Consider the following 21,841-nt stretch of genomic DNA (forward strand, 5'->3'; position numbering starts at 1 on the left):
GCGACTCGGGACTGATGGACTCCTAAGTCGTCACGATGATGCACGCGGTCCGAGGCTTCTTCCGGTTCGCGCACATCGACGGGCTCATCTCTAACCCGGCCGTCTACGCGAGCCTCCCGAAGATCCACCGCGACGAATCCCGAACCCAGGGACTGGACCGACTCGACCTCATCCGGTTCCTCCAGGTCGCTCAAACCCTCACCGTTCACCACGGCGCCATGGCCTACCTGCTCGGCATCAACGCTCTCCGAGCATCCGAAGCCGCCGCCGTGCGGATCGAGGACTACGCCGAAACCCTTCGAGGCCACCGCGTGCTGCACCTGGTCGGCAAGGGAAACAAGCCCGCCACCATGCCGATCACCGTCCCAGTCCTCCGAGTCCTGGAGGCTTGCCGCGGCCAGCGCACCACCGGGCAGCTCATCCTCCGGCCAGTCTCAGGAAAGCCAATCGATCGCCGCGACGCCTACCGGATGGTCACCCGAATCGCGAAGGTCGCCGGCATCCCGCGCCACATCAGCCCGCACTCCCTGCGGCACGCCGCCATCACCAACGCCCTCGACGCAGGCGTCCCACTCCGAGACGCCCAGATCCTCGCCCGCCATGCCGACCCGCGCACGACGGAGCACTACGACCGCGCCCGCGGCAACCTCGACCGGCACGCAGTCCACTTCCTCACGGCCTACGTCGCCGGCGTGTGAGCACGCCCGCTCGCCTACGCCCGAGTTGACGTTAGCCGGAGTCTTCAGGGCTCGCAGCACAGTTGGAGGCTGGCTACGGGACGCCGACCGGCCGTTTGCCGAACCTGCCCATGGGACCGTCGCGTTCGACGGGTTCTGGCGTGCCGGGTCAGGCGATCGTCAGCCTCTCCCAGCGCGGTCACCCAACGACGCCGAAATGAGCATGCCGCTGAATTCTCTCCGGCAGCAGGCTTTCACGGACCCCCGCGACGGCGTCTATCAGGCAGAGCGGGCACAAACAGAAAGGAGCCCACAGTGAGCACTCACTCCGAGAGCGACACGATGTCCAAGCCGGGTCACGGCGACGACCACCCCTTCAAGGTGACCGTCCGGTCCCTGGCGGGCCACAGCGACAAGGTGACGGTCAAGCCGTCCGACACTGTTGGCGAGGTCGACGACAAGGAAGTCAAGCTGTTCATCGACAAGGGCTGGCTGACCGCCGGCGACTACTCGCTGAGCCTGCCCCGGGTCTCCGACAACGAGCTCGACCCGTCGGCGACCTTCGGCGACCTCGGCATCGTCGAGGGCGACGTCCTGGTGCTGATCAACCGCAAGCCCCAGGTCGACGGCGCCGGCATCCCCCTCACCAAGTAGCAGGCAGTGGCTCTTCACCCGGCTGTTCTGGCCGACCTCCTCGAGGCGGAGGTCGGCCGGGCCCGCCTGAAGCTGGGCGACCTGGCCGGCGACCTCCACCGGGACGGGTCGAACATCGTGATGACCCTGACCCGTGACGACGGCTCATGGAACCTGCTCCTGGACGGTTCCCGCTACGACTCCGAGCCGTTCGACGCGACCCTGGTCGACGACGCCAGCGAGATCCTTGCGGTGGAGAAGTGGATTCCTGGCTTCGGTCTCGGCATCCACCCCAGCCTCGGCGTTCCGTTCGTGTGCGTAAGCGGCACCCGCGGCTACTACGCCCACGAGAGCCATTTCACCGAGCGCTGGGACACCCACCGCTTCAGCATGCGGCTCGACTCCTTGATCGAATCCCTGCTCCGGAAGGCAAGCATCCGTGCGTAACCACACCCCCTCCACGCCCGCATCGACGCCCCCGGCCGCGGGGGCACCGCTGGTGCTGAGCTCGAAGATCCTCCAGGACGCGCGCACCTTTTTCGAGGACCGCGGAACGTTCGGCCTCGAAGGCACCGCGATGATCAAGAAGGGCACCGGCCTCGAGCTGGTCATACCTCGGCAGAACGCCCACCGCGACCCCTACGGCCGCGTCAACGTCGAGGTTCCCCGCGAAGGTCAGATGGACCTCGCCCTCGCCCTAGGCCCCGACGACCTGTACGTGGCACGCATCCACAGCCACCCCGGTGATGCGTTCCATTCTGCCGCCGACGACGCCAACCCGGTCATCTCCTTCGAGGGCGGGATCTCGATCGTCGTCCCGTACTTCGGGCTGGGCCTGCGGCGCGGCCTGGACGCCTGCGCCGTCTACCTCTTCCACGGCGGGTACTGGGTTGTGCTGAACGCTGGACCGGACCGCGACCGCTGGATCGTCGCGGAAGAGTCGTCGTGAACTCTTCGGCCTCGGACCCGCGTCTGCGGCTCCTCGGGAGCCAGACCGTCGGCGGGGCGCAGGGGCCGGCAACCCAGGTCCTGCGCCGGCTCGACGAGACCGAAGTCGCCGTCGCTGTCGCAGCGGACGCCGACGATGCTGCGCGCATCGCCGTCGCAGCGTTCGTGACGATGATTGCCCGCCTGGTGCCCGTTGTCGTCGTCGACGACCCGGCCGGCGACGGTCGTCTCCCGAACAACTGGTGGCAGGCAGCATCGTGGGCTGACCTGCTTGACAAGGTGACGCCGGTGCGCCCGGTTACCGACCTGCCCCCCACCCGACAGATCACAGTCGGTTTCGGCATGGTCGAGCCCGTCTGCGACGTTTATGTCGGCGGCGGCGACTGGAATGTCGTGCTTGCCGACCACCCCGTCGTCATGGAGACCAGCACCGTCCACGGCCTCGGGCTTCATGCCGCAGGGAGTCTGGCTGTCAGCCAAGTCCTCATCAAGGTCCTCTCCGACTTGGGCTTCCCGGGCGTGGAGGTGACCGGGACGGTCGAGACCAACCTGATCGACCATCGTCTGCGCCTGGTCGACGCCACCGACCTTACGGTCACGAACCCGTCGGCCGGGTTCGAGGTTGCGCGGACCGGATTCCTTGGCGTCGGATCGGTTGGCACCAGCGCGATGGCCTTGCTCGCGACGGCATGTTCGCCGGTGTTGAACGGGTCGGCGGCCACGGCCGCACTGGCCGCGGCGCTGGAGGTGACCGCGGTCGACAAGGACGTCTTCGACCCCGACCGGAACCCGTACCGTTACCCGGCCCTGCTGGGAGGCGAGACCGGCAAGAAGTCCGCCGGAATGGTCGAACGCCTTCAGCGGCTCGGGCTGACCGCCGAGGCTCACGACACTGACGTTGCGACCTGGAATACCACCAAGAACGAGCCCGGCTGGCACGGCGTCGTGGTCTCAAGCGTCGACACTCTGAGCGGGCGGCTCGACGTCGCCGACGTGCTTAGCAAGGCGACCTTGTCGGCAGGGGTGTCGGGCACCGAGCTTCACGTGCAGTGGGAGCGGTTCGCTGACGGGTTCGCCTGCCCGTTCTGCGATTACGTCCGCGCTGACCCGCCACTGACCCAAGCCGGCGTGTACTCCCAGATCACCGGTATCCCGATCCCGCGGGTGCTTGCTCTTCTTCAGGACGGAGCAGTCTTGACGGCCTCAGACGTCGACATGGCGATCGCCGCCGGCCGCGTTCCCGCGCAACGACGTGACGCTCTGGTCAGCGCCCCGCTTAGCGACCTGATCCGTCAGGCGTACGCCGAGGCCGAGATGCGACCCCAGTGCGGCGACGCTGGCGCGGACGCGGCGAACGGTAACGGCGACGTCATCGCGGTTGCGTCGCCACAAGTGTCCTGGTTCGCCGGTACCTTGATCGCCGCCGAGCTGGTCAAGCACATGCTGGGCTTTCCCACCGCTGACCGGCGGGTAGACCTTGACGTCGCCGGTCTGCCGGCCGGGATCGTGCGCCGGCCGCCCGCCGACGCCACCGGCACGTGCATCTGCCACTCCGGCGTACGCCGACGCTGGTACCGCACGATGTACGGCGACCTTTCAGCGACCGAGGTGGGACGTGTGGCGGATTCCTCTGCCGATCGAGCCGAAATGTCACCTGCCCTGTTAGGCGCATCGCCGATACTGGAAGGGTGACCGACGCGCTGGCCGACCCGGATGACCCGGGTGCGGACGCGCGCGTCTGCACCCCGTCCGACGTCGCCGCCCAGTACCGGCAGCACCACGACTGGCTTCGCAAGGTTGCGAACCGATTCTTTGACGGCAACCGGCCCGACCTGGCCGACGAGGCGATCGGCCTGCTGTTTGCCCACCTTCTCGAGCTGGTCGAGGAGCAAAAGCTCACCGAGCTGGGCGAGGGTTGGCGCGGCTACCTCCGCAGGGCGGTGCTGAACCGGTGCGTCGACCTGGTGCGCACCGAGAAGAAGACCCGGGAGAGGTTCCCTCCCGGTGATCCCGAGGCACCTCGCATCATCGACCATGACCCGCTCGGGGACTACGCCGCCGCCGAGGACCTCGCGCGTCAACGGCAGGGGAAACTGAACACCGCTGTCGCGAACCTCACCGAACGGCAAGTCACGATCGTCCGGCACGTCCTGAGGGGAGAGACGAACAAGCAGATCGGCGAGGAGCTCGGCGTCAGTGGCCAGGCCGTCGGCGCCCAGCTCAAGACCATTATCAAGAAGTGTCACGAGGAGGTGACGGAGGATGAATGATCCGAACAACGAGAACACGTCGCCCGCGACCGACCCATTCGTCGAAGCACTGCTCGACACGGTGGCTGGGCACCCGGCGTCCGCCGACCTCACCGACGACGAACGTGACTTGATCGCCGCCATTGCCAAGTGGGCACCTGGACTTCCGGAAGCACTTGCCGAGCTCGACGCCGAGACGGACCAAACCTGGCCGGCGCCAGTGCGAGTCGATGACCCGATCGCTCAGATGCTCGGCCTCGTCGAAGACCCAGCAGTTCTTATCAATGGCCGCCAGCTCGCCGCCGCACGAAAGTCAGCGGGCCTCTCCGTCGGCGAGCTTGCACAGCGATTGAACCAGCGAGGCTGGGACGTCACCACCAACACGGTTTTCTCCTGGGAACGCGGCAAGCTCAATCCACCACCAGCGACCATCAACGCAGTCGCCGAAGTCCTCAACGTCGCCGCGGACTCGATCCTGACGACCAACACACTGCAGGCGCAGACCCTCGACGTCCTCTTCGACGACGAGATCATCGCCGTCTTCCTCGACCAGTGGTCCCGGGAAAGCAACGTCCCCGTCGGACGACTTGCTGAACATTCCAAGCGACTGCTTGCCACCGCCGGCAAACGCAACGCCACCTCTGCGACACCCCAGACGCTCCTGGCGATCCTTCAGCACTTCAAGAACCTGCCCGGTTTCGAGAACCCGGCGTGAGCACCCGCCGCGACCACGCACGTCGCCTCCTCGCGGCGATCGGGCCGGCGCAACGTGCCGCCATCGCGAACCACCCCCTTACCGGCATCGAAAGCCTCGGCTACACCGTGGTTGCCGAACCGGCGCTCACGTCCCAGCGAGGCGCCGGTGGCTTGTGCGACGGACTGTCCTTCGCCGAACACAACACCGTCATGTACTCGCCGACACCAGGCTCGAAGAAGGAGAACTTCACCCTCCTTCACGAGGTCGGACACATTCTGATCGAACGCGACGACGACGCCCTCAACTGGCTCGCCGACCGTGACGACCCGGACGCCGAAGTTGAGCGCCTCTGCGAAGAGATCGCAGCAGACCTGGTCGTACCGCAGGACATGCTCGACGACCTCGTCGGCACCGGTCCGATCACCGGCGAAGATCTCAAGAAGCTCGTCGCGCGGTCGGCCGCGAGCGGCCCAGCCTGCGCCATTGCCTTGTCGAACAGGCTCTCCTCCGGGGCGGTAGTCATCATCGATCGTGCCCACGCGCGCGTCATCCACTCTGCTCTTCGCGGCGACTCACTGAAGGTGTACCCCTGGAAGCACGGAGACGTGCCCCTCGACCATCCGCTACTCACTCTCGAGCCGGGCGACACAATGACGAGGAAAACCCACTGGACTGACGAGTGGGAACGGCGCCAGGACTTCTACGTGAGCGCGGTAGCCACCGAGAAGCGTGTCTACGCCGTGTTTAGCACTTCCGACTTGTGGGGTGTGGATAAGTTCCACGGAGGCCAGGCCCTACCTGAGAAGTCCGCGGCACCTCGACTCGGGAAGCGTTGCCGCTGCGGCTTCGCCGGCACGGCGACCGGCTGGCCGTGTGACAAGTGCGGTCACCAATTTTGTCCCCGCTGCGGCGACTGCGACTGCCAGCGCCGTGACAACGCGCAAGGGACGTGCAGCAGCTGCTTCTGCAAGGCCCCTGACCTCGAAAACGGAGTGTGCAGCGGGTGTCGCTAGCCGGCGGGGTTGACCAACCAAACCCAGGCATTGAACGTCACGCCGCCGCAAAGGAGCAGCGTCCGTCGTACTACGCTGAGCAAGACAAACATCCTTTTGCAGAGAATCGGGAGACTAGTCCGAAGCTACCGCCGAACCGAACCGTTCGTGCAAATTGAGTATCTCGGCAGCCACCAAGTACACGTGGCTCGCCAAGGCCTCGGCCTCCTGCGCTGAGACTGCGTCGTGAACTCCTTTTCCGCTCAGCGAGTCGAGGGCCTCGAGCCGATCGGACATCAGCTTGACGTCCGCGTCGAGGAGCGGCCGCATCGTTGTCTTCGGACAGACTTCGTAAACGAACCACAGAAGGCGATTGCGGTACTTGTCTGCCGTGAGGTCCCTCGGGACCCCTCGTGAATCAAGCGGCCGATCACTTCGTGCTGGGCATACCGCGTCCGCCAGCGCATGTAAGACTCGTCGGCAGGATGCCGCTGCCTGCGACAATGACTCGCCGTCCCCGTCTTTCAGGCGTCTATACGCCGCGTTGAACCGCTCCACTGCGTCAGCCGATACCAATGACAGATGGCGATCGACCAGGGCCTTGGTACGAGCGAAGAACGCGTCATTGAACTCGACGAAGATGAGTTCGCGCTCGGTTCTAAGCAAGAACGCGAATACCGCGTTCCGTACCTTCGCCAACGTCGAGCGTGTCGCCTCCCTGCTCGTCTCGAGCCGCGTTCGTGCCGTCGCCCGGTCGACTTGATGGAGGTGTGAGCCGCCAACCTCAGCAGCACTGCTCGCAATCTCGCGATCGAAGAGCTGAATGTGCTGCTCCAGCAGTTCGACGCTGTGACCGGAAACTAGGCCAGCATTCCTGACGTCAGCTCTGTCATCGAAGGTGCGTCGGCTGATGAACTCCTCGACGATTGCGATGCGCTCCGCGTCACCAGGATCTCGTCCCAGGTCCCTAAGCAGGTCAGCCGCGAGGCCGTTGTCTCGGGGCTTGTCGCCACCGAATTCGTGCTGTTCGAGTTCGAGCCATGTTAAAGACTTCCAATCCCCCCGAGCGTGCGCCAACCGAAGGCATCGACGGACGATGATCGACAGCGGTGTGCCGTCATCGAATAGTTCGAGCGTCTCGCGAACGTAGTTGAGCTCATCGAATCCAGTAGCCACGGTCGAACCCTAGACGCTTTGCGGATCTGCCGAATGTTGCTGTCGGGCTCGATTCGGGCGTCATTGCGTAGGCACCTGACCGCTGAGTACCCGCAGACAGCCGACCCTCGCTCGAGGCCCGCGTCTTTCCGCCGCTTATGTACCCGCTCGCGCCAGAGTCTCTCGGGCGCCCCGTACTACAGCGCCGTCGATGAGCCGCCCCGCGCTGTCCAGGGCGACGCTGCTTCCCGAGGCTTCGTAGCGGCCGACGACGTCCTGGGCGGCGGCGACCTCGTCGGCGGTGGGGGTGAGGACGTCATGGATGACGGGCACCTGGGCGGGGTGGATCGCCGTACGGGAGCGGAAGCCGAGGTCGAGGGCGAGGCGGGTGCTCTCGGCGAAGGCGTCGAGGTCGCGGAAGTCGGTCGACGTCGGGGCGACCGGGGCCTCCAGGCCGGCGGCGGCGCTGGCGACGACGACCTGGGTGCGCAGGGCGAGGACCACGGTCTCGGTGCGGTGGGTGCGCGTGACACGGAGGTCGCCGAGGAGGTCGACCTCGCCGATGCCGAAGGCGGTCAGGGCGGGGTGGGTGGACATCTGCTGAAGGGTCTGGAGGCCTTCGGCGGATTCGATGAGGGCTACGACGCTTGGTGGTTTCGAGACGCTCGCTGGCGCTCGCTCCTCAACCACCGGGTGGCTGCTCGCTGGCGCTTGCTCCTCAACCACCGCGGGGGTGGGGGGTTTCGAGACGCTCGCTGGCGCTCGCTCCTCAACCACCGCCTGCTCCTCAACCACCGGGTCACCGCTCGGGTCGTGGTTTCGAGACGCTCGCTGGCGCTCGTTCCCTGACCACCGGGGGTGGGTGGTGAGGGCGTCGAGGGCGGTGGGGGTGGCGGTGGCGAGGAAGAGGCCGTCGAGGTGGGGGTGGAGGACGGCGTCGAGGTCGGCGGTGAGGGCGGCGGGGTCGACGCGGACCCAGGCCTGGGCGCCGGTGGTCGGGTCGCGGGCGTCGAGCCAGCGGCGTACGGACTCGCGGGCCTCGGCCTTGGCGGGCAGGGGCACGGCGTCCTCGAGGTCGAGGACGACGGCGTCGGCCGGGCCGCCGGCGGCCTTGTCGAAGAGGTCGGGGCGGTTGCCGGGCACGTAGAGGAAGGAGCGGGGGAGCACGGGGGTCCTTAGCGGAGGCGGTCGGTGATGTCGTTGGCGGCCTCGACCACCAGGCGGGTCTGGCGCTCGTCGGCGCCGTCGGCGAGGTCGGCGTAGCGGAAGACCGGGCCCGAGGAGCTGACCGAGCCGAGCACGTTGCCCGCGACGTCGAAGAAGGGCGCGGCGATCGAGGCGGCGCCGGTGTTGCGCTCGTTGAGGGAGACGGCGTAGCCGCGCTCGCGGGAGGTGGCGAGGTCGGCGAGGTAGGCCTCGACGTCGGTGTCGGGCTTGAGCGCGACCAGCTGGCGCACGGCCTCGTCGATGAGCGGCTGCGGCAGGTGGGCCAGGATCGCGCGGCTCGAGGCACCCGAGTGCAGGGGGAAGCGGGGGCCGATCTCGACCACCATCTTGATCTCCTGCGGGCTCTCGAACTGGTCGAGGTAGATGCGCTGGTCGCCCACCAGCACTGAGAGCGTCGTGGTCTCCCGGGTCGCGTCGCGCAGCTTGCGCAGCACCGGCGAGGCCACCGAGCGCACGTCGAGCTGGCTCCAGGCCCGCGCGGCCAGCCCGGCAGCGGCCGGGCCGAGCACGTAGCTGGAGCCGCCCGGCACGGGCTGCACCAGCGAGCGCGACGACAGCGACTGCAGGATCCGGTGCACCACCGCCTTGCTCAGCGCCAGGTCGCGGGCGATGCGGGAGACGCCGAGGGGGTCCTCGGAGCGCGCGAAAAGCAGCAGTACGTCGGCGACCCGGTCGGCCGACTCCGTTCCGCCCGGGGTCTCCCGGGCGGCCTCTCCGCGGATCGGGTCTGTGCTCACGGCGCCTTCTTTCGTCGTAGCGTTTCGCTGACCGGAACTGTAACGCTTGCGTTTCGCGGGGGATAGCCCCTAGAAATCCCCGTGAGAGGCGTGCATACTCACTGGAACGTCGATCGAGGGCCACTCGGGTGCCCGTCAGACGCTCCGCTCAGCGGAACGCACCGACTCAGGCCACTGTTCCCCCAAGAGGAACGCACACTGTGCCCCAGGCACGAAAGGTTGGTCCAGCACCATGAATAAGGTCTCCCTCGCCGCGGCGCTCGCCGCGAGCGCCCTCGCCCTCTCCGCCTGCGGTGGCTCCGGCTCCTCCGGCAGCGCCGACGGCGAGATCATGATCGGTGCGGTCCACCCGCTCACCGGCGCCCTGGCCGGGGTCGGCTCGCTGATGAACAACGGCGCCCAGATGGCCGTCGACGACATCAACGCCGCCGGCGGCATCGAGGCCCTCGACGGCGCCCAGCTCACCCTCGGCGAGGGCGACAGCAAGGGCGTCGCCGACAGCGGCCAGAGCGAGGCCCAGCGCCTGATCAGCGAGGGCGCGGTCGCCCTGGTCGGCACCTACCAGAGCGACGTCACCGCCAACGTCTCCGCCGTGGCCGAGCGCTCCGGCGTGCCGCTGGTCATCGACGTCGCCGTCGACGACTCGATCCTCGAGCAGGGCTACCAGAACACCTTCCGCATCCAGCCCAACGCCACGAGCATGGGCACCGACGGCGCCAAGGCGCTCATCGCGCTGGCCGAGGCCAACGACGAGCCGATCGAGTCGGTCTCCTACATCCACATCGAGGGCGCCTTCGGCCAGAGCGTCTTCGACGCCTTCGCCGAGGAGGCCGAGGCCAACGGCGTGGAGGTGCTGGAGGAGGTCACCTACCCCGGCACCAACTTCACCGACGCCACCACCCAGGTGCGCGAGGCCGCCGCGGCCGACCCCGACGTCATCGTCGCCACCGGCTACTACCCCGACAGCCTTCTCATCGCCCAGGCCGTCGAGGCCCTCGGCCCCGACGTCGACGCGGTCTACGGCGTGGCCAACGGCGGCTTCGACGACGGCGCCTTCCCCGGCGACGCCGGCCAGGCGGGCAACCAGGTGCTCAGCGCCAACTACCACTACGCCGCCACCGACGAGCGCGTGCAGGACATCCGCACCCGCTTCGAGGAGGAGTACGGCAAGCCCATGGAGACGGCCTCGATGCTGTCCTACCAGGCCGTCGTCGTCATCGCCCAGGCCCTCGAGGAGGCCGGCTCCGACGACCCCGAGGCCGTGCGCGAGGCGCTCGCCGGCATCGAGGTCGACGACCCGCTGCTGGCCTTCGACGGCCCCATCACCTTCGACGAGACCGGGCAGAACGAGAACGCCACCGTCATCGTCATGCAGATCCAGGACGGCAAGGTCGAGCAGGTCTTCCCCGAGGACTTCACGACCAGCGAGCCCGTCTACCCGACCAACCGCTGAGGCGGCCCCCGCCGTCAGGAACGGATGACACCCGGATGACAACGAGCCCCACCGCCACCGATCCCGGAGGCCCCACCACCGTGGAGCCCGACCGGGAGCGCCGCAGCCTGAGGCTGCCGGCGGCGCCCCTCTTCGTCCTGGCCGCCGTCGTGGTCGCGCTGGCCCTCGTCTACACCGTGGGCCAGCGCGAGACCGGCCTGGTCACCCAGTCGGTGGCCACCGGCCTCCTGCTCGGCGGGGTCTACGCCCTCGTCTCGGTCGGGCTCACGCTGATCTTCGGCGTGCTCGGCATCGTCAACTTCGCCCAGGGCGCCATGCTCACCATGGCGATGTTCCTGGTCTACGAGATGTCGACCTCCGGCGGCATCCCGGTCTACGTCGCGACGCTGCTGGCCGTGCCGGTGATGTTCCTCTTCGGCGTGCTCGTGCAGGCCACCCTGCTCAACAAGCTGACCATGGCCGGCAACGAGGAGGGCCCGCTGCTCATCACGCTCGGGCTCTCGCTGCTCATCGTCAACGTGCTGCTGATGATCTTCGGCGGCCGCCCGCTGCGCGTGCCGGGCTCGGTCAGCGGCCGCGTGGAGATCCTCGACGCGATCATGTCCTACGAGCGGCTCATCGCCTTCGGCGGAGCGCTGCTCGTGGCCGGGGCGCTGACCCTGCTGCTGCGCGGCACCTCCTTCGGCCTCTCCATCCGCGCGGTCTCCGCCAACACCCAGGGCGCCAGTCTGGTCGGCGTCGACGTCAGCCGGGTCTACGCCCTGACCTTCGGCATCGGCTCGGCCTGCGTGGCCGTGGCCGGCGGCCTCATGGCGCCCTTCCTCAGCCTGACCCCGTCGGTGGGCGAGCAGTTCACCATCCTCGCCTTCGTCATCGTCGTGCTCGGCGGCCTCGGCAACGTCGCCGGTGCCGTGGTCGGCGGGCTGATCATCGGCCTCGTGCAGACCGTCGGGGCGCTCTACCTGCCCGGCACCGGCTCGCTGATCCTGGTCTTCGGCGTCTTCGTCCTCGTCCTCTTCTTCCGCCCGCAGGGCATCTTCGGAGCGACCCGATGAGCGCCACCAGCACCGCCGGCACGCCCGGCACCCCGGCCCCCGGCGCCACGCGCCGCCCCAGCGTCGGTCTCGACGACCCGCGCCTGAAGGACCGCTCCACCTCACGCACCTACGCCGCGCTGGCGCTCATCGTCGCGCTGCTCGCCGTGCTGCCCCTGCTGCTCGACGAGCAGACCGAGGCCGTGGCCATCCGCACCCTGATCTTCGCGATCCTGGCGGTGGGGTGGAACCTCATGAGCGGCTACGGCGGCATGTTCAGCTTCGGCCACGCCGCCTTCTTCGGCATCGGCGCCTACACCGACGCCTACCTCCTGGTCGAGCACGGCGTCTCGCCGTGGATCTCGATGCTGGTGGGTGCCGCGATCTCCGCGGCCGCCGGCACCCTCATCGCCTTCCTGTGCCTGCGCTACCGCCTGGCCGGGGCCTACTTCGCGCTGGCCACCTTCGCCTTCGCCCAGGTCTTCCTGCTCGCGGTGCAGAACCTCGACTTCCTGCGCCGCACCGAGGGCTTCAACGTGCCCCTGCTGCTGGAGGACTCCTGGTCGATGATGCAGTTCGAGCAGGGCAGCCCGATCTACTTCTGGATCCCGCTCGCCGTGCTCGCCCTCGGCCTCTTCGGCACGGTCGCCTTCGTCAACTCCCGCGCGGGGCAGTACGTGCAGGCCGTGCGCGACGACGAGGTCGCCGCCGCCTCCCTCGGCATCCGCGTCATGCGCTACCGCCTCGTCACGGTCGCGCTCAGCTGCGCCTTCACCTCGCTGGCCGGCGCCTTCTACACCCAGTACTACTTCTTCGTCGGCCCCGAGCAGGCCTTCGGCTCCGGGGTCTCGGTCAACGCGATCGTGCCCGCCGTCATCGGCGGCATCGGCACCGTCTTCGGCCCGCTCGTCGGCGCCCTGGTCGTCGGCCCGCTCTCGGAGTGGATCGCCCAGATCCTGCGCGACCCGCCGGAGTTCCTCGCCTTCCTCCAGGGCGTCACCGGCCTCGACGTCGCCATCTACGCCGCCCTGCTCGTCCTCATCGTGCTGTTCATGCCCAAGGGCATCTACGGCACCCTGCGCGATCGGTTCCGCTCATGACGCTGCTGCACGTGGAGTCGCTGACCAAGACCTTCGCCGGCCTCACCGCCGTGCGCGACGTCGACGTCGACGTCACCGACGGGGAGTTCCTCGGCATCGTCGGGCCCAACGGCGCGGGCAAGACCACGCTCTTCTCGCTGCTCGCCGGCCAGCTCGAGCCCACCCGCGGCCGCGTCGTCTTCGACGGCCAGGACATCACCGGCTGGGGGCCGGCCAAGGTCGCCTCCGTCGGGCTGGTGCGCACCTTCCAGCTGATGCGGCCCTTCGAGTCGATGAGCGTGCTCGACAACGTCGCCATCGCCGCCCACGGCCGCCACCGCTCCCGCAAGGCCGCGCGCCGCGCCGCGCTGGAGGTCATCGACCGGGTGCAGCTGGACCGCTACGTCCACTCACCGTCGGGCAGCCTGCCCACCGCCGGCCTCAAGCGCCTCGAGCTCGCCCGCGCCCTGGCCCTCGAGCCGCGGCTGCTGCTGCTCGACGAGGTGCTCGCCGGGCTCGTGCCCGCCGAGCGCGCCCCCATGATCGAGCTGCTGCGCGAGATCCACGCCGACGGCATGACGGTGATGTTCGTCGAGCACATCATGGCCGCGGTGATGGCGCTCTCCGAGCGCCTGCTGGTCATGGCCGAGGGCGCCGAGCTCGCCCTCGGCGACCCCCACGAGGTCATCACCGACCCCCGGGTCGTCGAGGCCTACCTCGGAGAGGACTACGCATGAGCACCCCCACACCCGCTCCCACCCCGGGTACGGCGCCCGCGCCGCACCGCCCGCCGGGCGACTCCCTGCTGCAGCTGCGCGACCTGCACGCCGGCTACCGCCGCCTGGAGATCCTCCACGGCCTCGACCTGCACGTCGCGCGCGGCGAGATCGTCTCCCTCATCGGCGCCAACGGCGCGGGCAAGACCACCACGCTGCGCGCCGTCGCCGGGCTGGTCTCGGTCACCGGCGGCGAGATCCGCTTCGACGGCGCCGCGGTGCACAAGATGAAGCCCCACCAGGTCGTGCGCGCCGGGCTCGTCCACGTGGCCCAGGACCGCGCCCTCTTCGGCGACCTCCAGGTCATCGAGAACCTCGAGATGGGCGCCTACTCCCAGCCCCGCTCCACGGTGAAGGCCTCCCTGGAGGAGGTCTTCGACCTCTTCCCGATCCTCGCCGCGCGGCGGGCCCAGAAGGCCGAGACCATGTCGGGCGGGCAGCAGCAGATGCTGGCCATCGGGCGGGCCATGATGGCGCGCCCCACCTGCCTGACCCTCGACGAGCCGTCGGTGGGCCTCGCGCCCAACCTCGTCGCCCAGGTGCTCGAGGCCATCCGCCGCATCCGCGACTCCGGGGTCACCGTGCTCATCGTGGAGCAGAACGCCTCCCAGGCCCTCGCCATCTCCGACCGCGCCTACGTCATCGAGAGCGGCGCCATCGTGCTCGAGGGCACCGGCGCCGAGCTGGCCGACGACCCGCGCGTGCGCGAGGCCTACCTCGGGGTCTGACCCCGACCGCCCGACCCGACCGCACGGCGCGACCGCCCGGCCCGACCGACGGTCGAGGGGCGCGAGCAGAGAGAAGAGAGGGGAGCACGTGGAGTTCCTGGTGCACATCGAGATCGTCTGGCCGCCCGAGACGCCGGTCGAGCAGCGCGAGGAGGTCTTCGCCCGCGAGCTCGCCCAGGGCCAGCGCCTCGCCGCCGCCGGCCAGCTGCGCCGGCTCTGGCGCATCCCGGGCCGCTGGGCCAACTGGAGCCTCTACGACGTCGCCGACGCCACCGAGCTGCACGCCTGCCTGACCTCGCTGCCGCTGCACCCGTGGATGGACATCACCGTCCACCCGCTCGCCGCGCACCCCAACGACCCCCGCGCCCTGGGCCTCGGCCCCGAGGCGCAGCCGCCCGGCGCGGGGACGACGTACGCCGCGACCGGCACGCCCGCGGCACCGCCCGCTGGCCCGACCCACCCGACCCAGGGAGACCCCGCCTGATGCGACTGCTCGCCATCACCCCCATCGTCGTCGACGACGCCGAGCTGGCCCGGCGCCAGGCGCGCTACGACGCCCTCGCGCCCGCCGGCGTCACCGTCGTGCTCGAGCACCTCGACCCCGGCAGCTCCGGCAGCGCCGGCAGCTCCGGGGGAGGCCCGACGGGCGAGCCCGACGACCGGACCCCGCGCCTGCCGCGCGCCCTCGACACCGCCGACGACGTGCGGGCCAGCGAGCGGGCGCTCCACGCCCGCTACGCCGCCGTCGACCCCACCGGCTGGGACGCCTACCTCCCCGACTGCGTGCTCGACCCGCTCGCCGACCTCGCCGAGGCCGAGGGCGAGGGGGCCGAGGGCGCGGGCCTGGCCGGTCTCGCGCGACCGGTGCTCGGCCTGGGCCGGCTCACCGCGGCCTTCGTCACCGGCCAGGGCGCCCGCCTGGGCGCGGTGGCCCGCAACGCCCCGATCGCGGCCGAGCTCGACCGCCGCCTGGGTCAGTACTCCGCCGCGACCGTCGCCCCGACCGCCGTGCTCGACCTCTCGGTCGACGACATCGCCGACGACGCCACCTGGGCCGCGGCGGTGGAGCGCACCGTCGAGGGCCTCGACTGCGACTTCGTGCTCAACGCGTGCTCGGCCGTCGACGTGGCCGAGCAGGCGCGGGCGCCGTACGTGCTCGACCCCACCGCCACCGCCCTGGCCCTCCTCGGGCTGCGGGCGCGGGTGACGGGCCGGCTCGACGACCCTGCCCCTGCTACGACTACAGGCACCGTCACGACGGGGGCGACCCGATGAGCGCGGAGGGTCCCGACCTCGTCGTCGCCGGCGCCGGCGGCGGGCTCGTGGCCGCGCTGCGCGCCGCCTCGCTGGGCCTCTCGGTGCTGGTCGTGGAGCGCAACGAGCACTTCGCGCGCGGCAACAACACCGCCATGTCGACCGCGATGGTGCCCGGCGCCGGCACCCGCTGGCAGCGCGAGGCCGGGGTGGAGGACTCCGCCGAGCGCTTCGTCGACGACATCCGCGCCAAGACCCACGGCCAGGCCGACGAGCGGCTCGCCGTGGCCCTGGCCGGGGTCAGCGCCCGGCTGGTGGAGTGGCTGGCCGACGAGGCCGGGCTGCCGCTCTCGCTGGTCACCGACTTCGGCTACCCCGGCCACTCCGCGCTGCGCTGCCACACCGTGCCCGGCCGCGCCGGCCAGGCGATGCTGGCCGACCTCGTGCGCGCCGTGCGCGCCAGCGACCTCGTCGACCTGCTCGTGCCGGCACGGCTCGTCGACGTCGTGCTCGACGACGACGGCGCGGTGTGCGAGGCCGTGGTCGAGACCCCCAACGGCGAGGAGCGCGTGCCGACCCGCGCCGTGCTGCTGGCCACCAACGGCTTCGGCGCCGACCGCGAGCTCGTGGCCCGCCACCTGCCCGAGATCGCCGGCGCGACCTACCACGGCAGCGAGGGCTCCACCGGCGACGCCCTGCGCCTGGGCGAGCGGCTCGGCGCGCAGACCGCCTACCTCGACTCCTACCAGGGCCACGCCGCCCTCACCCCCGCCGCCACCCTGGCCGGCTGGGCCACCGTCATGCACGGCGCCGTCGTCGTCGACACCACCGGGCGCCGCTTCGGCGACGAGACCACCGGCTACTCCGAGTACGCCGCGGCGCTCCAGGCCGCCGAGGGCGGACGCGGCTGGCTGGTGCTCGACGAGCGGATCCACGAGGCGTGCCAGTCCTTCACCGACTACCGCGACACCGTCGAGTCGGGGGTCACCCGCACCGCCGCCGACGTGGCCGGCCTGGCCGCCGCGATCGACGTCGACGCCGGCGTGCTGGGCGCGACGCTCGAGGCGGCCCGCGCCGCGGCGAGCGGTGAGGCCGACGACCCGCACGGGCGCACGCGGTGGGAGGCGCCGCTGGCTGCGGCGTACCGTGCCGTGCCCGTCACCCCCGCGCTCTTCCACACCCAGGGCGGGCTGGTGGTCGACGAGCACGCGCGCGTGCAGCGCGCCGACGGCCCCGTGACCGGGCTCTACGCCGCCGGGGGCGCCGCCGCCGGCATCTCCGGGCACGGCGCCGCGGGCTACCTCGCCGGCAACGGACTGCTCCCCGCCCTCGGGCTGTCGTTCCTCGCCGCCGAGCACGTGGCCGCTGGGCGCTGAGCCCGGGGGCGGGGCGCGCGACCGGCGCGTCTTACTGACCGTTGCGACCACTGCCTGACCGTTGTGACGCCCTGCCAGTAGTCGCAACGGTCAGTAAGACACCGCTGCTGCTGCCGCAGACGCCGCTGCCGCGGCGGGGGTCAGGCGCCGAGGGCGGCGGAGACGACGTCGCGGGCCTCGGCCTGCACCTGGGCGAGGTGGTCGGGGCCCTGGAAGGACTCGGCGTAGATCTTGTAGACGTCCTCGGTGCCCGACGGCCGCGCGGCGAACCACGCCGACTCGGTGGTCACCTTGAGCCCGCCGATGGCGGCGCCGTTGCCGGGGGCCTCGGTGAGCTTGGCGGTGATCTCCTCCCCGGCCAGGGTGGTGGCGGTGACGTCGTCGGGCGAGAGCGCGGCCAGCGCGGCCTTCTGCTCGCGGGTGGCGGGGGCGTCGATGCGGGCGTAGGCGGGGTCGCCGTGCTGCGCGACGAGGTCGGCGTAGTGCTGCGAGGGGGTCCTGCCGCTGGTGGCGAGGATCTCCGAGGCCAGCAGGCAGAGGATGAGGCCGTCCTTGTCGGTGGTCCAGGCCGAGCCGTCGCGGCGCAGGAACGACGCCCCGGCCGACTCCTCGCCGCCGAAGCCGAAGGAGCCGTCGAGCAGCCCGGGCACGAACCACTTGAAGCCCACCGGCACTTCCACCAGCGGCGTGCCGATCGAGGCCGCGACCCGGTCGATCATCGACGACGACACCAGCGTCTTGCCGATGCGCGCCGAGGCCGGCCAGTCGGGGCGCGCGCCGCCGAAGAGGTGGCCGATGGCGACGGCGAGGAAGTGGTTGGGGTTCATCAGCCCGGCGTCGGGGGTGACGATGCCGTGGCGGTCGGCGTCGGCGTCGTTGCCGGTGGCGATGTCGTAGGCGTCCTTCTGCGCGACCAGCGAGGCCATCGCCGAGGGCGAGGAGCAGTCCATGCGGATCTTGCCGTCCCAGTCGAGGGTCATGAAGCGCCAGGTGGCGTCGACCAGCGGGTTGACCACGGTGAGGTCGAGGCCGTGGCGCTCGGCGATCTCGCCCCAGTAGTGCACCGCCGCGCCGCCGAGCGGGTCGGCGCCGATGCGCACCCCCGCGGAGCGGATCGCCTCGAGGTCGACCACCTGGGGCAGGTCGTCGACGTAGCCGCCCAGGAAGTCGTACGTCGACACCGCGGCCCGCGCCCGTGCGAAGGGCACGCGGCGCACGTCGTGCAGCCCCGCGGCGATGAGCTGGTTGGCGCGCGCGGCGATGACCTTCGTGGCGTCGGAGTCGGCCGGCCCGCCGTGGGGCGGGTTGTACTTGAAGCCGCCGTCGGCCGGCGGGTTGTGCGAGGGGGTCACGACGATGCCGTCGGCCAGGCCCGGCCCGCTCGTGCGGCCCCGGTTGGCGCGCAGGATCGCGTGGGAGACCGCCGGGGTGGGGGTGTAGGCGTCGCGGTCATCGACGAGCACGGTGACGTCGTTGGCCACCAGCACCTCCAGCGCGGTGGCCCAGGCCGGCTCGGAGAGACCGTGGGTGTCGCGGCCGATGAAGAGCGGGCCGTCGTAGCCCTGCTCGCGGCGGTAGTCGCAGATCGCCTGGGTGGTGGCCAGGATGTGCGCCTCGTTGAAGGAGGTCCGGAGCGAGGAACCGCGGTGGCCGGAGGTGCCGAAGGCGACCTGCTGGTCGACGTCGTCGGGGTCGGGCTCGCCGGTGTAGTAGGCGGTGACGAGGTGGGCGACGTCGACGAGGTCGGCGGGCTCGGCGGGCTGTCCGGCGCGGGGGCTGCTCATGGGGCTCATCATGGCCTCGAAAGCCCAGCGGGGGCACCACCCCTCGGCCTACGATCGCTCCATGTCGTCACTCCCGTCACACGCGCCCCACGGGGGCGGGGTGGTCGGCGGTGTGGCTGGCGGGCTGGCGCGCGGTACGACGGGTCGGGTGGCGGGCGGCTCCGACGCCGGCCGGGTCGCTCATCGGGTCGCTCACCGGGGCGTTCACGGGGTCGCTGACGCGGTCACGGGCGCGGTGCGTCGCGGGGGTCCGGGGGCGTGAGGCACCAGCGCACGGCCGCCCTCGTCGGGGTGGCCGTCCTGTGGCTCGCCCTGGGCCCGTGGGTGCTGCTGCTCGCGCTGGCGAGCCTGCTCCACCCGGCGGTGCGCGCCTGGCTGCGACCGACCCCGCGGGTCGCCGCGGCGTGGGTCGGCGCGGTGGCCGCGGCCGTCGGCATCGCGGTCGTCGCCCCCGCCGGCTGGCTGCCCGTGCCGCCCGGGCCGGGCGCGCTGGTGACCCCGGCCTACGTCGGGCGACCCGTCGCCGCCCAGCCGCTGCTCGACGTCGCGGGCGGGCCGGGCCCGCGCGGGGAGTCGCCCGGGGTGACCTCGCGGTGGTTCGGCTGGGGCGGGCGCTGCTGGGGCGTCACCGCCGCCGGCGACGCGCTGCTCGCGCGCTGCGGCTCGACCCTGCGGCTGGTCGGTGCCGACTCGCTGCGCGCCCGCGACACCCTCGACCTGACCGCCGGGGGAGCCGGCGAGTCCGACTCCGCGGGCGGGTCCGACGGGTCCGACGGGGCGGCGGAGGAGCCCGCGGGTGCCTGCGCCTCGGCCTTCGCCACCACCTCCTCCGTGGCCTCCGTGCTCGGTGCCGGGGGCTCCGACGGGGGCTCCGGGGGTGCGGCCGAGGGCGACGGTGGCGAGGCTGCCGGTGACGACGCCGCCGCGGACCTCCCGGACGCCGCCGACGGCACGGGCGCCGTGGTGCCGACCCTCGACCGGCGGGTGCTGGTCGTGGCGATCGGCGACGACGAGGGCGAGCTCGCCGTGGTGCGCGACGTCGACGTCTCCGCCGCCGTGCCCGCCGGCGACTGCCTGGTCTCCGCCGCCGCGGCCACCGGGCCGACGGGCACGAGCGGCGCCGGCGGCGACGGGCGGCTGTGGTTCGTCACCCGCGACGGCCGCGTCGGCGTCGTCGCCCCCGACGACACCGTGCGCACCACCGACCTCGGCGAGACCGTCGGCCAGCCGCTCGTGGTCGCGCCCGCGGGCGGCTCTGCTGGCGACCCCGCGGACAGGTCGGCGGGCGGGTCGACCGGCGGCTCGACCGGCACCGCGGGGACCGAGGTGCTCGTGAGCAGCACGGCCGCGACGTACCGCCTCGCGCTGCGCGGCGGGCGCCCGGGCGTGGTGTGGCGCGCGGCCTACGACCGCGGCGAGGAGGTCAAGGACGGGCAGCCCGACCAGGGCACCGGCACGCCGCCGGTGCCGCTGGCCGGAGGGCTGGTCGCCGTCACCGACAACGCCGAGCCGCGGATGCACCTGCGCGTGCTCGACGCGCGCGACGGCTCCGAGGTCTGCTCGGCGGCGCTCTTCGAGGACGACCACAGCGCCACCCGCGGCCCGCTGGTCTCGGTGGGCCGCGGCGTCGTGGTCGCCAACACCGCCGGCTCCTCGGGCTGGTCGCCGACCCTGCTCGGCCGCGCGCCCAGTGGCGGCGTGGCCCGCGTCGACGTCGTCGACGGCGAGTGCGTGGAGCGCTGGAGCACCGACCTGGTCGCCCCGTCGGCCGGCGCCGTGGTCTCGCCGGTGACCGGGCTGGTCTACCTGCCGACCAAGCGGCGCAGCTGGTGGGGCGCCGACGCGTGGTACCTCACCGCCGTCGAGGCCGCCACCGGCCACACCGCCTTCGGCGTGCGCCTGGGCCTCGGCCCCCTCGTCGACCCCGCCGACCCCACCGGCTCCCCGGTCGCCCTCGGCCCCGACGGCGCGGCCTACGTCGGCACCCGCGGCGGCCTCGTCCGCGTCCGCGACGCCGACTGACCCATCGGCCGCCGTGCGGGCCGGGTGGGGCTGACCGGGTGGGGCTGACCGGGTGGGGCTGACCGGGTGGGCGGTCAGGGGTAGGTGATGCCGGTGGCCCGCTCGCTGACCTCCCACAGCCGGCGCTGGGCCTCGGCGTCGTGGGAGAGGGCGTTGCTGGTGACGACCTGGGGGGCGCCGCCGAGCTCGCCGAGCCCGCTCGGCCCGCAGTACGTCGAGCCCGGCAGGTCCGCCGTGGTCGCCATCAGCGTGGGCCAGGCGCCCGCGGCGGCCGACTGCGAGACCGCCCGCGTAGCGCCGCCGAGGATGGAGGCGAGGCCGCCGCTGGCCCGGCCGACCGCGCCGTTGGCCACCAGGTGGGTGCCCGCGAAGCCGGGGTGGGCCGCCAGCGCCTTGACCGGCAGGCCGGCCTCGCGGGCGCGCCGGTCGAGCTCGTAGGTGAAGAGCAGGTTGGCCAGCTTGGTCTGGCCGTAGACCAGCCAGCGGCTGTAGCGCCCGGAGGTGTCGCGCGGGTCGCCGAGCGGGGCGCGGCGCGCCATCCGGTGGCCGAGGGAGGAGACGGCGACCACGCGGGCCTCGCCGCTGGCCACCAGCTGGGGCAGCAGCAGGCCGGTGAGCAGGAAGGGGCCGAGGTGGTTGGTGGCCAGCTGCAGCTCGAAGCCGTCGGCGGTGCGGGTCTGCGGGGTGGCCATGACCCCGGCGTTGTTGACCAGCGCGTGGATCGGCCCGAGGCGGGAGGCCTCGGTGGCGGCGCGGCGCACCGAGGCCAGGTCGGCCACGTCGAGCACGAGCCGCTCCACGCGGGGCTCGCTCACCTCGGCGCGGATGAGCCGGTCGGTCTCGGCCAGCTTCGACTCGGTGCGCCCGGCGAGCACGACGCGGGCGCCGCGGCGGGCCAGCTCGAGGGCGGTGTGGTGGCCCAGCCCGCCGGCGCTGGTGCCGGTCACGACGATCGTGCGCCCGGCCTGGTCGGGGATGTCGGCGAGGCGCCAGGTGTCGGTGGCGGTCATGGGGTCTCCG

Annotated in this window: 22 protein-coding genes; 17 read left to right on the plus strand and 5 right to left on the minus strand. The window is 71.5% G+C overall.

Features of this window, described 5'->3' with window-relative positions:
- The first annotated feature begins 35 nt into the window (after nt 1-35).
- The 8 genes from ASF50_RS16635 (at nt 36) to ASF50_RS16670 (ending at nt 6,217) form a co-directional block, all read left to right on the plus strand.
- Nucleotides 36-698, plus strand: coding sequence for a tyrosine-type recombinase/integrase (locus tag ASF50_RS16635; protein ID WP_056905233.1), 663 nt, complete (start codon nt 36-38; stop codon nt 696-698).
- A gap of 294 nt (nt 699-992) precedes the next feature.
- Nucleotides 993-1,331 (plus strand): hypothetical protein, encoded by a 339-nt coding sequence (locus ASF50_RS16640; protein WP_056905234.1) that lies wholly within the window; start codon nt 993-995, stop codon nt 1,329-1,331.
- Between the two features lie 6 nt (nt 1,332-1,337).
- The gene (locus tag ASF50_RS16645) at nt 1,338-1,757 is read left to right on the plus strand and encodes a hypothetical protein (protein ID WP_056905235.1); all 420 of its coding nucleotides are present in this window, start codon (nt 1,338-1,340) and stop codon (nt 1,755-1,757) included.
- A complete protein-coding gene (locus ASF50_RS16650; RefSeq protein ID WP_156718357.1) occupies nt 1,750-2,259 on the plus strand; it encodes a Mov34/MPN/PAD-1 family protein in 510 nt (169 codons plus the stop codon). The genes ASF50_RS16645 and ASF50_RS16650 overlap by 8 nt, the downstream gene beginning before the upstream one ends.
- On the plus strand, nt 2,256-3,950 hold the full coding sequence (locus tag ASF50_RS19325; RefSeq protein WP_056905237.1) for a hypothetical protein: 1,695 nt from the start codon (nt 2,256-2,258) through the stop codon (nt 3,948-3,950). The genes ASF50_RS16650 and ASF50_RS19325 overlap by 4 nt, the downstream gene beginning before the upstream one ends.
- Nucleotides 3,947-4,528, plus strand: a complete 582-nt coding sequence (locus ASF50_RS16660) for a sigma-70 family RNA polymerase sigma factor (protein WP_056905238.1) — start codon at nt 3,947-3,949, stop codon at nt 4,526-4,528. The genes ASF50_RS19325 and ASF50_RS16660 overlap by 4 nt, the downstream gene beginning before the upstream one ends.
- Nucleotides 4,521-5,222 carry a helix-turn-helix domain-containing protein gene (locus tag ASF50_RS16665; RefSeq protein ID WP_056905239.1) on the plus strand — a complete coding sequence of 234 codons (702 nt, stop codon included), beginning with the start codon at nt 4,521-4,523 and terminating at the stop codon, nt 5,220-5,222. Before ASF50_RS16660 ends, ASF50_RS16665 begins: the two co-directional genes overlap by 8 nt.
- Complete coding sequence (locus ASF50_RS16670; protein WP_056905240.1) at nt 5,219-6,217, plus strand: ImmA/IrrE family metallo-endopeptidase; 999 nt, start codon at nt 5,219-5,221, stop codon at nt 6,215-6,217. Before ASF50_RS16665 ends, ASF50_RS16670 begins: the two co-directional genes overlap by 4 nt.
- Before the next feature lie 114 nt (nt 6,218-6,331).
- On the opposite strand, the gene ASF50_RS16675 is transcribed toward ASF50_RS16670, so the two are convergent.
- The 3 genes from ASF50_RS16675 to ASF50_RS16685 all read right to left on the minus strand — a co-directional run bounded on the left by ASF50_RS16675 (nt 6,332) and on the right by ASF50_RS16685 (nt 9,315).
- Nucleotides 6,332-7,372, minus strand: a complete 1,041-nt coding sequence (locus ASF50_RS16675; RefSeq protein ID WP_056905241.1) for a hypothetical protein — start codon at nt 7,370-7,372, stop codon at nt 6,332-6,334.
- A 135-nt stretch (nt 7,373-7,507) separates the two neighbouring features.
- Entirely contained in the window at nt 7,508-8,518 is a 1,011-nt protein-coding gene (locus tag ASF50_RS16680) for an HpcH/HpaI aldolase/citrate lyase family protein (protein ID WP_056905242.1), read from the minus strand.
- A gap of 8 nt (nt 8,519-8,526) precedes the next feature.
- Nucleotides 8,527-9,315, minus strand: coding sequence for an IclR family transcriptional regulator (locus tag ASF50_RS16685; protein ID WP_056864942.1), 789 nt, complete (start codon nt 9,313-9,315; stop codon nt 8,527-8,529).
- Nucleotides 9,316-9,547: 232 nt separating this feature from the next.
- On the opposite strand from ASF50_RS16685, the gene ASF50_RS16690 reads away from it, so the two are divergent.
- The 8 genes from ASF50_RS16690 to ASF50_RS16725 all read left to right on the plus strand — a co-directional run bounded on the left by ASF50_RS16690 (nt 9,548) and on the right by ASF50_RS16725 (nt 17,015).
- Entirely contained in the window at nt 9,548-10,768 is a 1,221-nt protein-coding gene (locus ASF50_RS16690) for an ABC transporter substrate-binding protein (protein ID WP_056905243.1), read from the plus strand.
- A gap of 35 nt (nt 10,769-10,803) precedes the next feature.
- Nucleotides 10,804-11,823 (plus strand): branched-chain amino acid ABC transporter permease, encoded by a 1,020-nt coding sequence (locus tag ASF50_RS16695; protein WP_056905244.1) that lies wholly within the window; start codon nt 10,804-10,806, stop codon nt 11,821-11,823.
- The gene (locus ASF50_RS16700) at nt 11,820-12,902 is read left to right on the plus strand and encodes a branched-chain amino acid ABC transporter permease (protein WP_056864939.1); all 1,083 of its coding nucleotides are present in this window, start codon (nt 11,820-11,822) and stop codon (nt 12,900-12,902) included. The genes ASF50_RS16695 and ASF50_RS16700 overlap by 4 nt, the downstream gene beginning before the upstream one ends.
- Nucleotides 12,899-13,618, plus strand: coding sequence for an ABC transporter ATP-binding protein (locus ASF50_RS16705; protein WP_082503315.1), 720 nt, complete (start codon nt 12,899-12,901; stop codon nt 13,616-13,618). Before ASF50_RS16700 ends, ASF50_RS16705 begins: the two co-directional genes overlap by 4 nt.
- Nucleotides 13,615-14,385: an ABC transporter ATP-binding protein gene (locus tag ASF50_RS16710; protein WP_235557719.1), complete on the plus strand. Its 771-nt coding sequence runs from the start codon at nt 13,615-13,617 to the stop codon at nt 14,383-14,385. The genes ASF50_RS16705 and ASF50_RS16710 overlap by 4 nt, the downstream gene beginning before the upstream one ends.
- Before the next feature lie 88 nt (nt 14,386-14,473).
- Complete coding sequence (locus tag ASF50_RS16715) at nt 14,474-14,869, plus strand: muconolactone Delta-isomerase (protein ID WP_082503316.1); 396 nt, start codon at nt 14,474-14,476, stop codon at nt 14,867-14,869.
- Complete coding sequence (locus ASF50_RS16720; RefSeq protein WP_056905245.1) at nt 14,869-15,660, plus strand: hypothetical protein; 792 nt, start codon at nt 14,869-14,871, stop codon at nt 15,658-15,660. The genes ASF50_RS16715 and ASF50_RS16720 overlap by 1 nt, the downstream gene beginning before the upstream one ends.
- A complete protein-coding gene (locus ASF50_RS16725) occupies nt 15,657-17,015 on the plus strand; it encodes an FAD-binding protein (protein WP_056905246.1) in 1,359 nt (452 codons plus the stop codon). The genes ASF50_RS16720 and ASF50_RS16725 overlap by 4 nt, the downstream gene beginning before the upstream one ends.
- A gap of 140 nt (nt 17,016-17,155) precedes the next feature.
- Here the strand turns inward: ASF50_RS16725 and pgm are convergent, their stop codons facing one another.
- Nucleotides 17,156-18,799, minus strand: a complete 1,644-nt coding sequence (gene pgm / locus ASF50_RS16730) for a phosphoglucomutase (alpha-D-glucose-1,6-bisphosphate-dependent) (RefSeq protein WP_056864936.1) — start codon at nt 18,797-18,799, stop codon at nt 17,156-17,158.
- Between the two features lie 258 nt (nt 18,800-19,057).
- On the opposite strand from pgm, the gene ASF50_RS16735 reads away from it, so the two are divergent.
- On the plus strand, nt 19,058-20,821 hold the full coding sequence (locus ASF50_RS16735) for a hypothetical protein (protein ID WP_056905247.1): 1,764 nt from the start codon (nt 19,058-19,060) through the stop codon (nt 20,819-20,821).
- Nucleotides 20,822-20,895: 74 nt separating this feature from the next.
- Here ASF50_RS16735 and ASF50_RS16740 read toward each other — a convergent pair whose 3' ends face one another.
- Entirely contained in the window at nt 20,896-21,831 is a 936-nt protein-coding gene (locus tag ASF50_RS16740; protein WP_056905248.1) for an oxidoreductase, read from the minus strand.
- Nucleotides 21,832-21,841 lie beyond the last annotated feature (10 nt).

It is taken from the genome of Nocardioides sp. Leaf307, assembly GCF_001423135.1.
GTDB lineage: Bacteria > Actinomycetota > Actinomycetes > Propionibacteriales > Nocardioidaceae > Nocardioides > Nocardioides kribbensis.

Coding starts and splice junctions, on each gene's coding strand:
- ASF50_RS16710 (WP_235557719.1), top strand. CDS start 13,615: ATGAGCACCCCCACACCCGCTCCCACCCCGGGTACGGCGCCCGCGCCG.
- ASF50_RS16720 (WP_056905245.1), top strand. CDS start 14,869: ATGCGACTGCTCGCCATCACCCCCATCGTCGTCGACGACGCCGAGCTG.
- ASF50_RS16700 (WP_056864939.1), top strand. CDS start 11,820: ATGAGCGCCACCAGCACCGCCGGCACGCCCGGCACCCCGGCCCCCGGC.
- ASF50_RS16705 (WP_082503315.1), top strand. CDS start 12,899: ATGACGCTGCTGCACGTGGAGTCGCTGACCAAGACCTTCGCCGGCCTC.
- ASF50_RS16635 (WP_056905233.1), top strand. CDS start 36: ATGATGCACGCGGTCCGAGGCTTCTTCCGGTTCGCGCACATCGACGGG.
- pgm (WP_056864936.1), bottom strand. CDS start 18,799: ATGAGCAGCCCCCGCGCCGGACAGCCCGCCGAGCCCGCCGACCTCGTC.
- ASF50_RS16690 (WP_056905243.1), top strand. CDS start 9,548: ATGAATAAGGTCTCCCTCGCCGCGGCGCTCGCCGCGAGCGCCCTCGCC.
- ASF50_RS16665 (WP_056905239.1), top strand. CDS start 4,521: ATGAATGATCCGAACAACGAGAACACGTCGCCCGCGACCGACCCATTC.
- ASF50_RS16740 (WP_056905248.1), bottom strand. CDS start 21,831: ATGACCGCCACCGACACCTGGCGCCTCGCCGACATCCCCGACCAGGCC.
- ASF50_RS16695 (WP_056905244.1), top strand. CDS start 10,804: ATGACAACGAGCCCCACCGCCACCGATCCCGGAGGCCCCACCACCGTG.
- ASF50_RS16725 (WP_056905246.1), top strand. CDS start 15,657: ATGAGCGCGGAGGGTCCCGACCTCGTCGTCGCCGGCGCCGGCGGCGGG.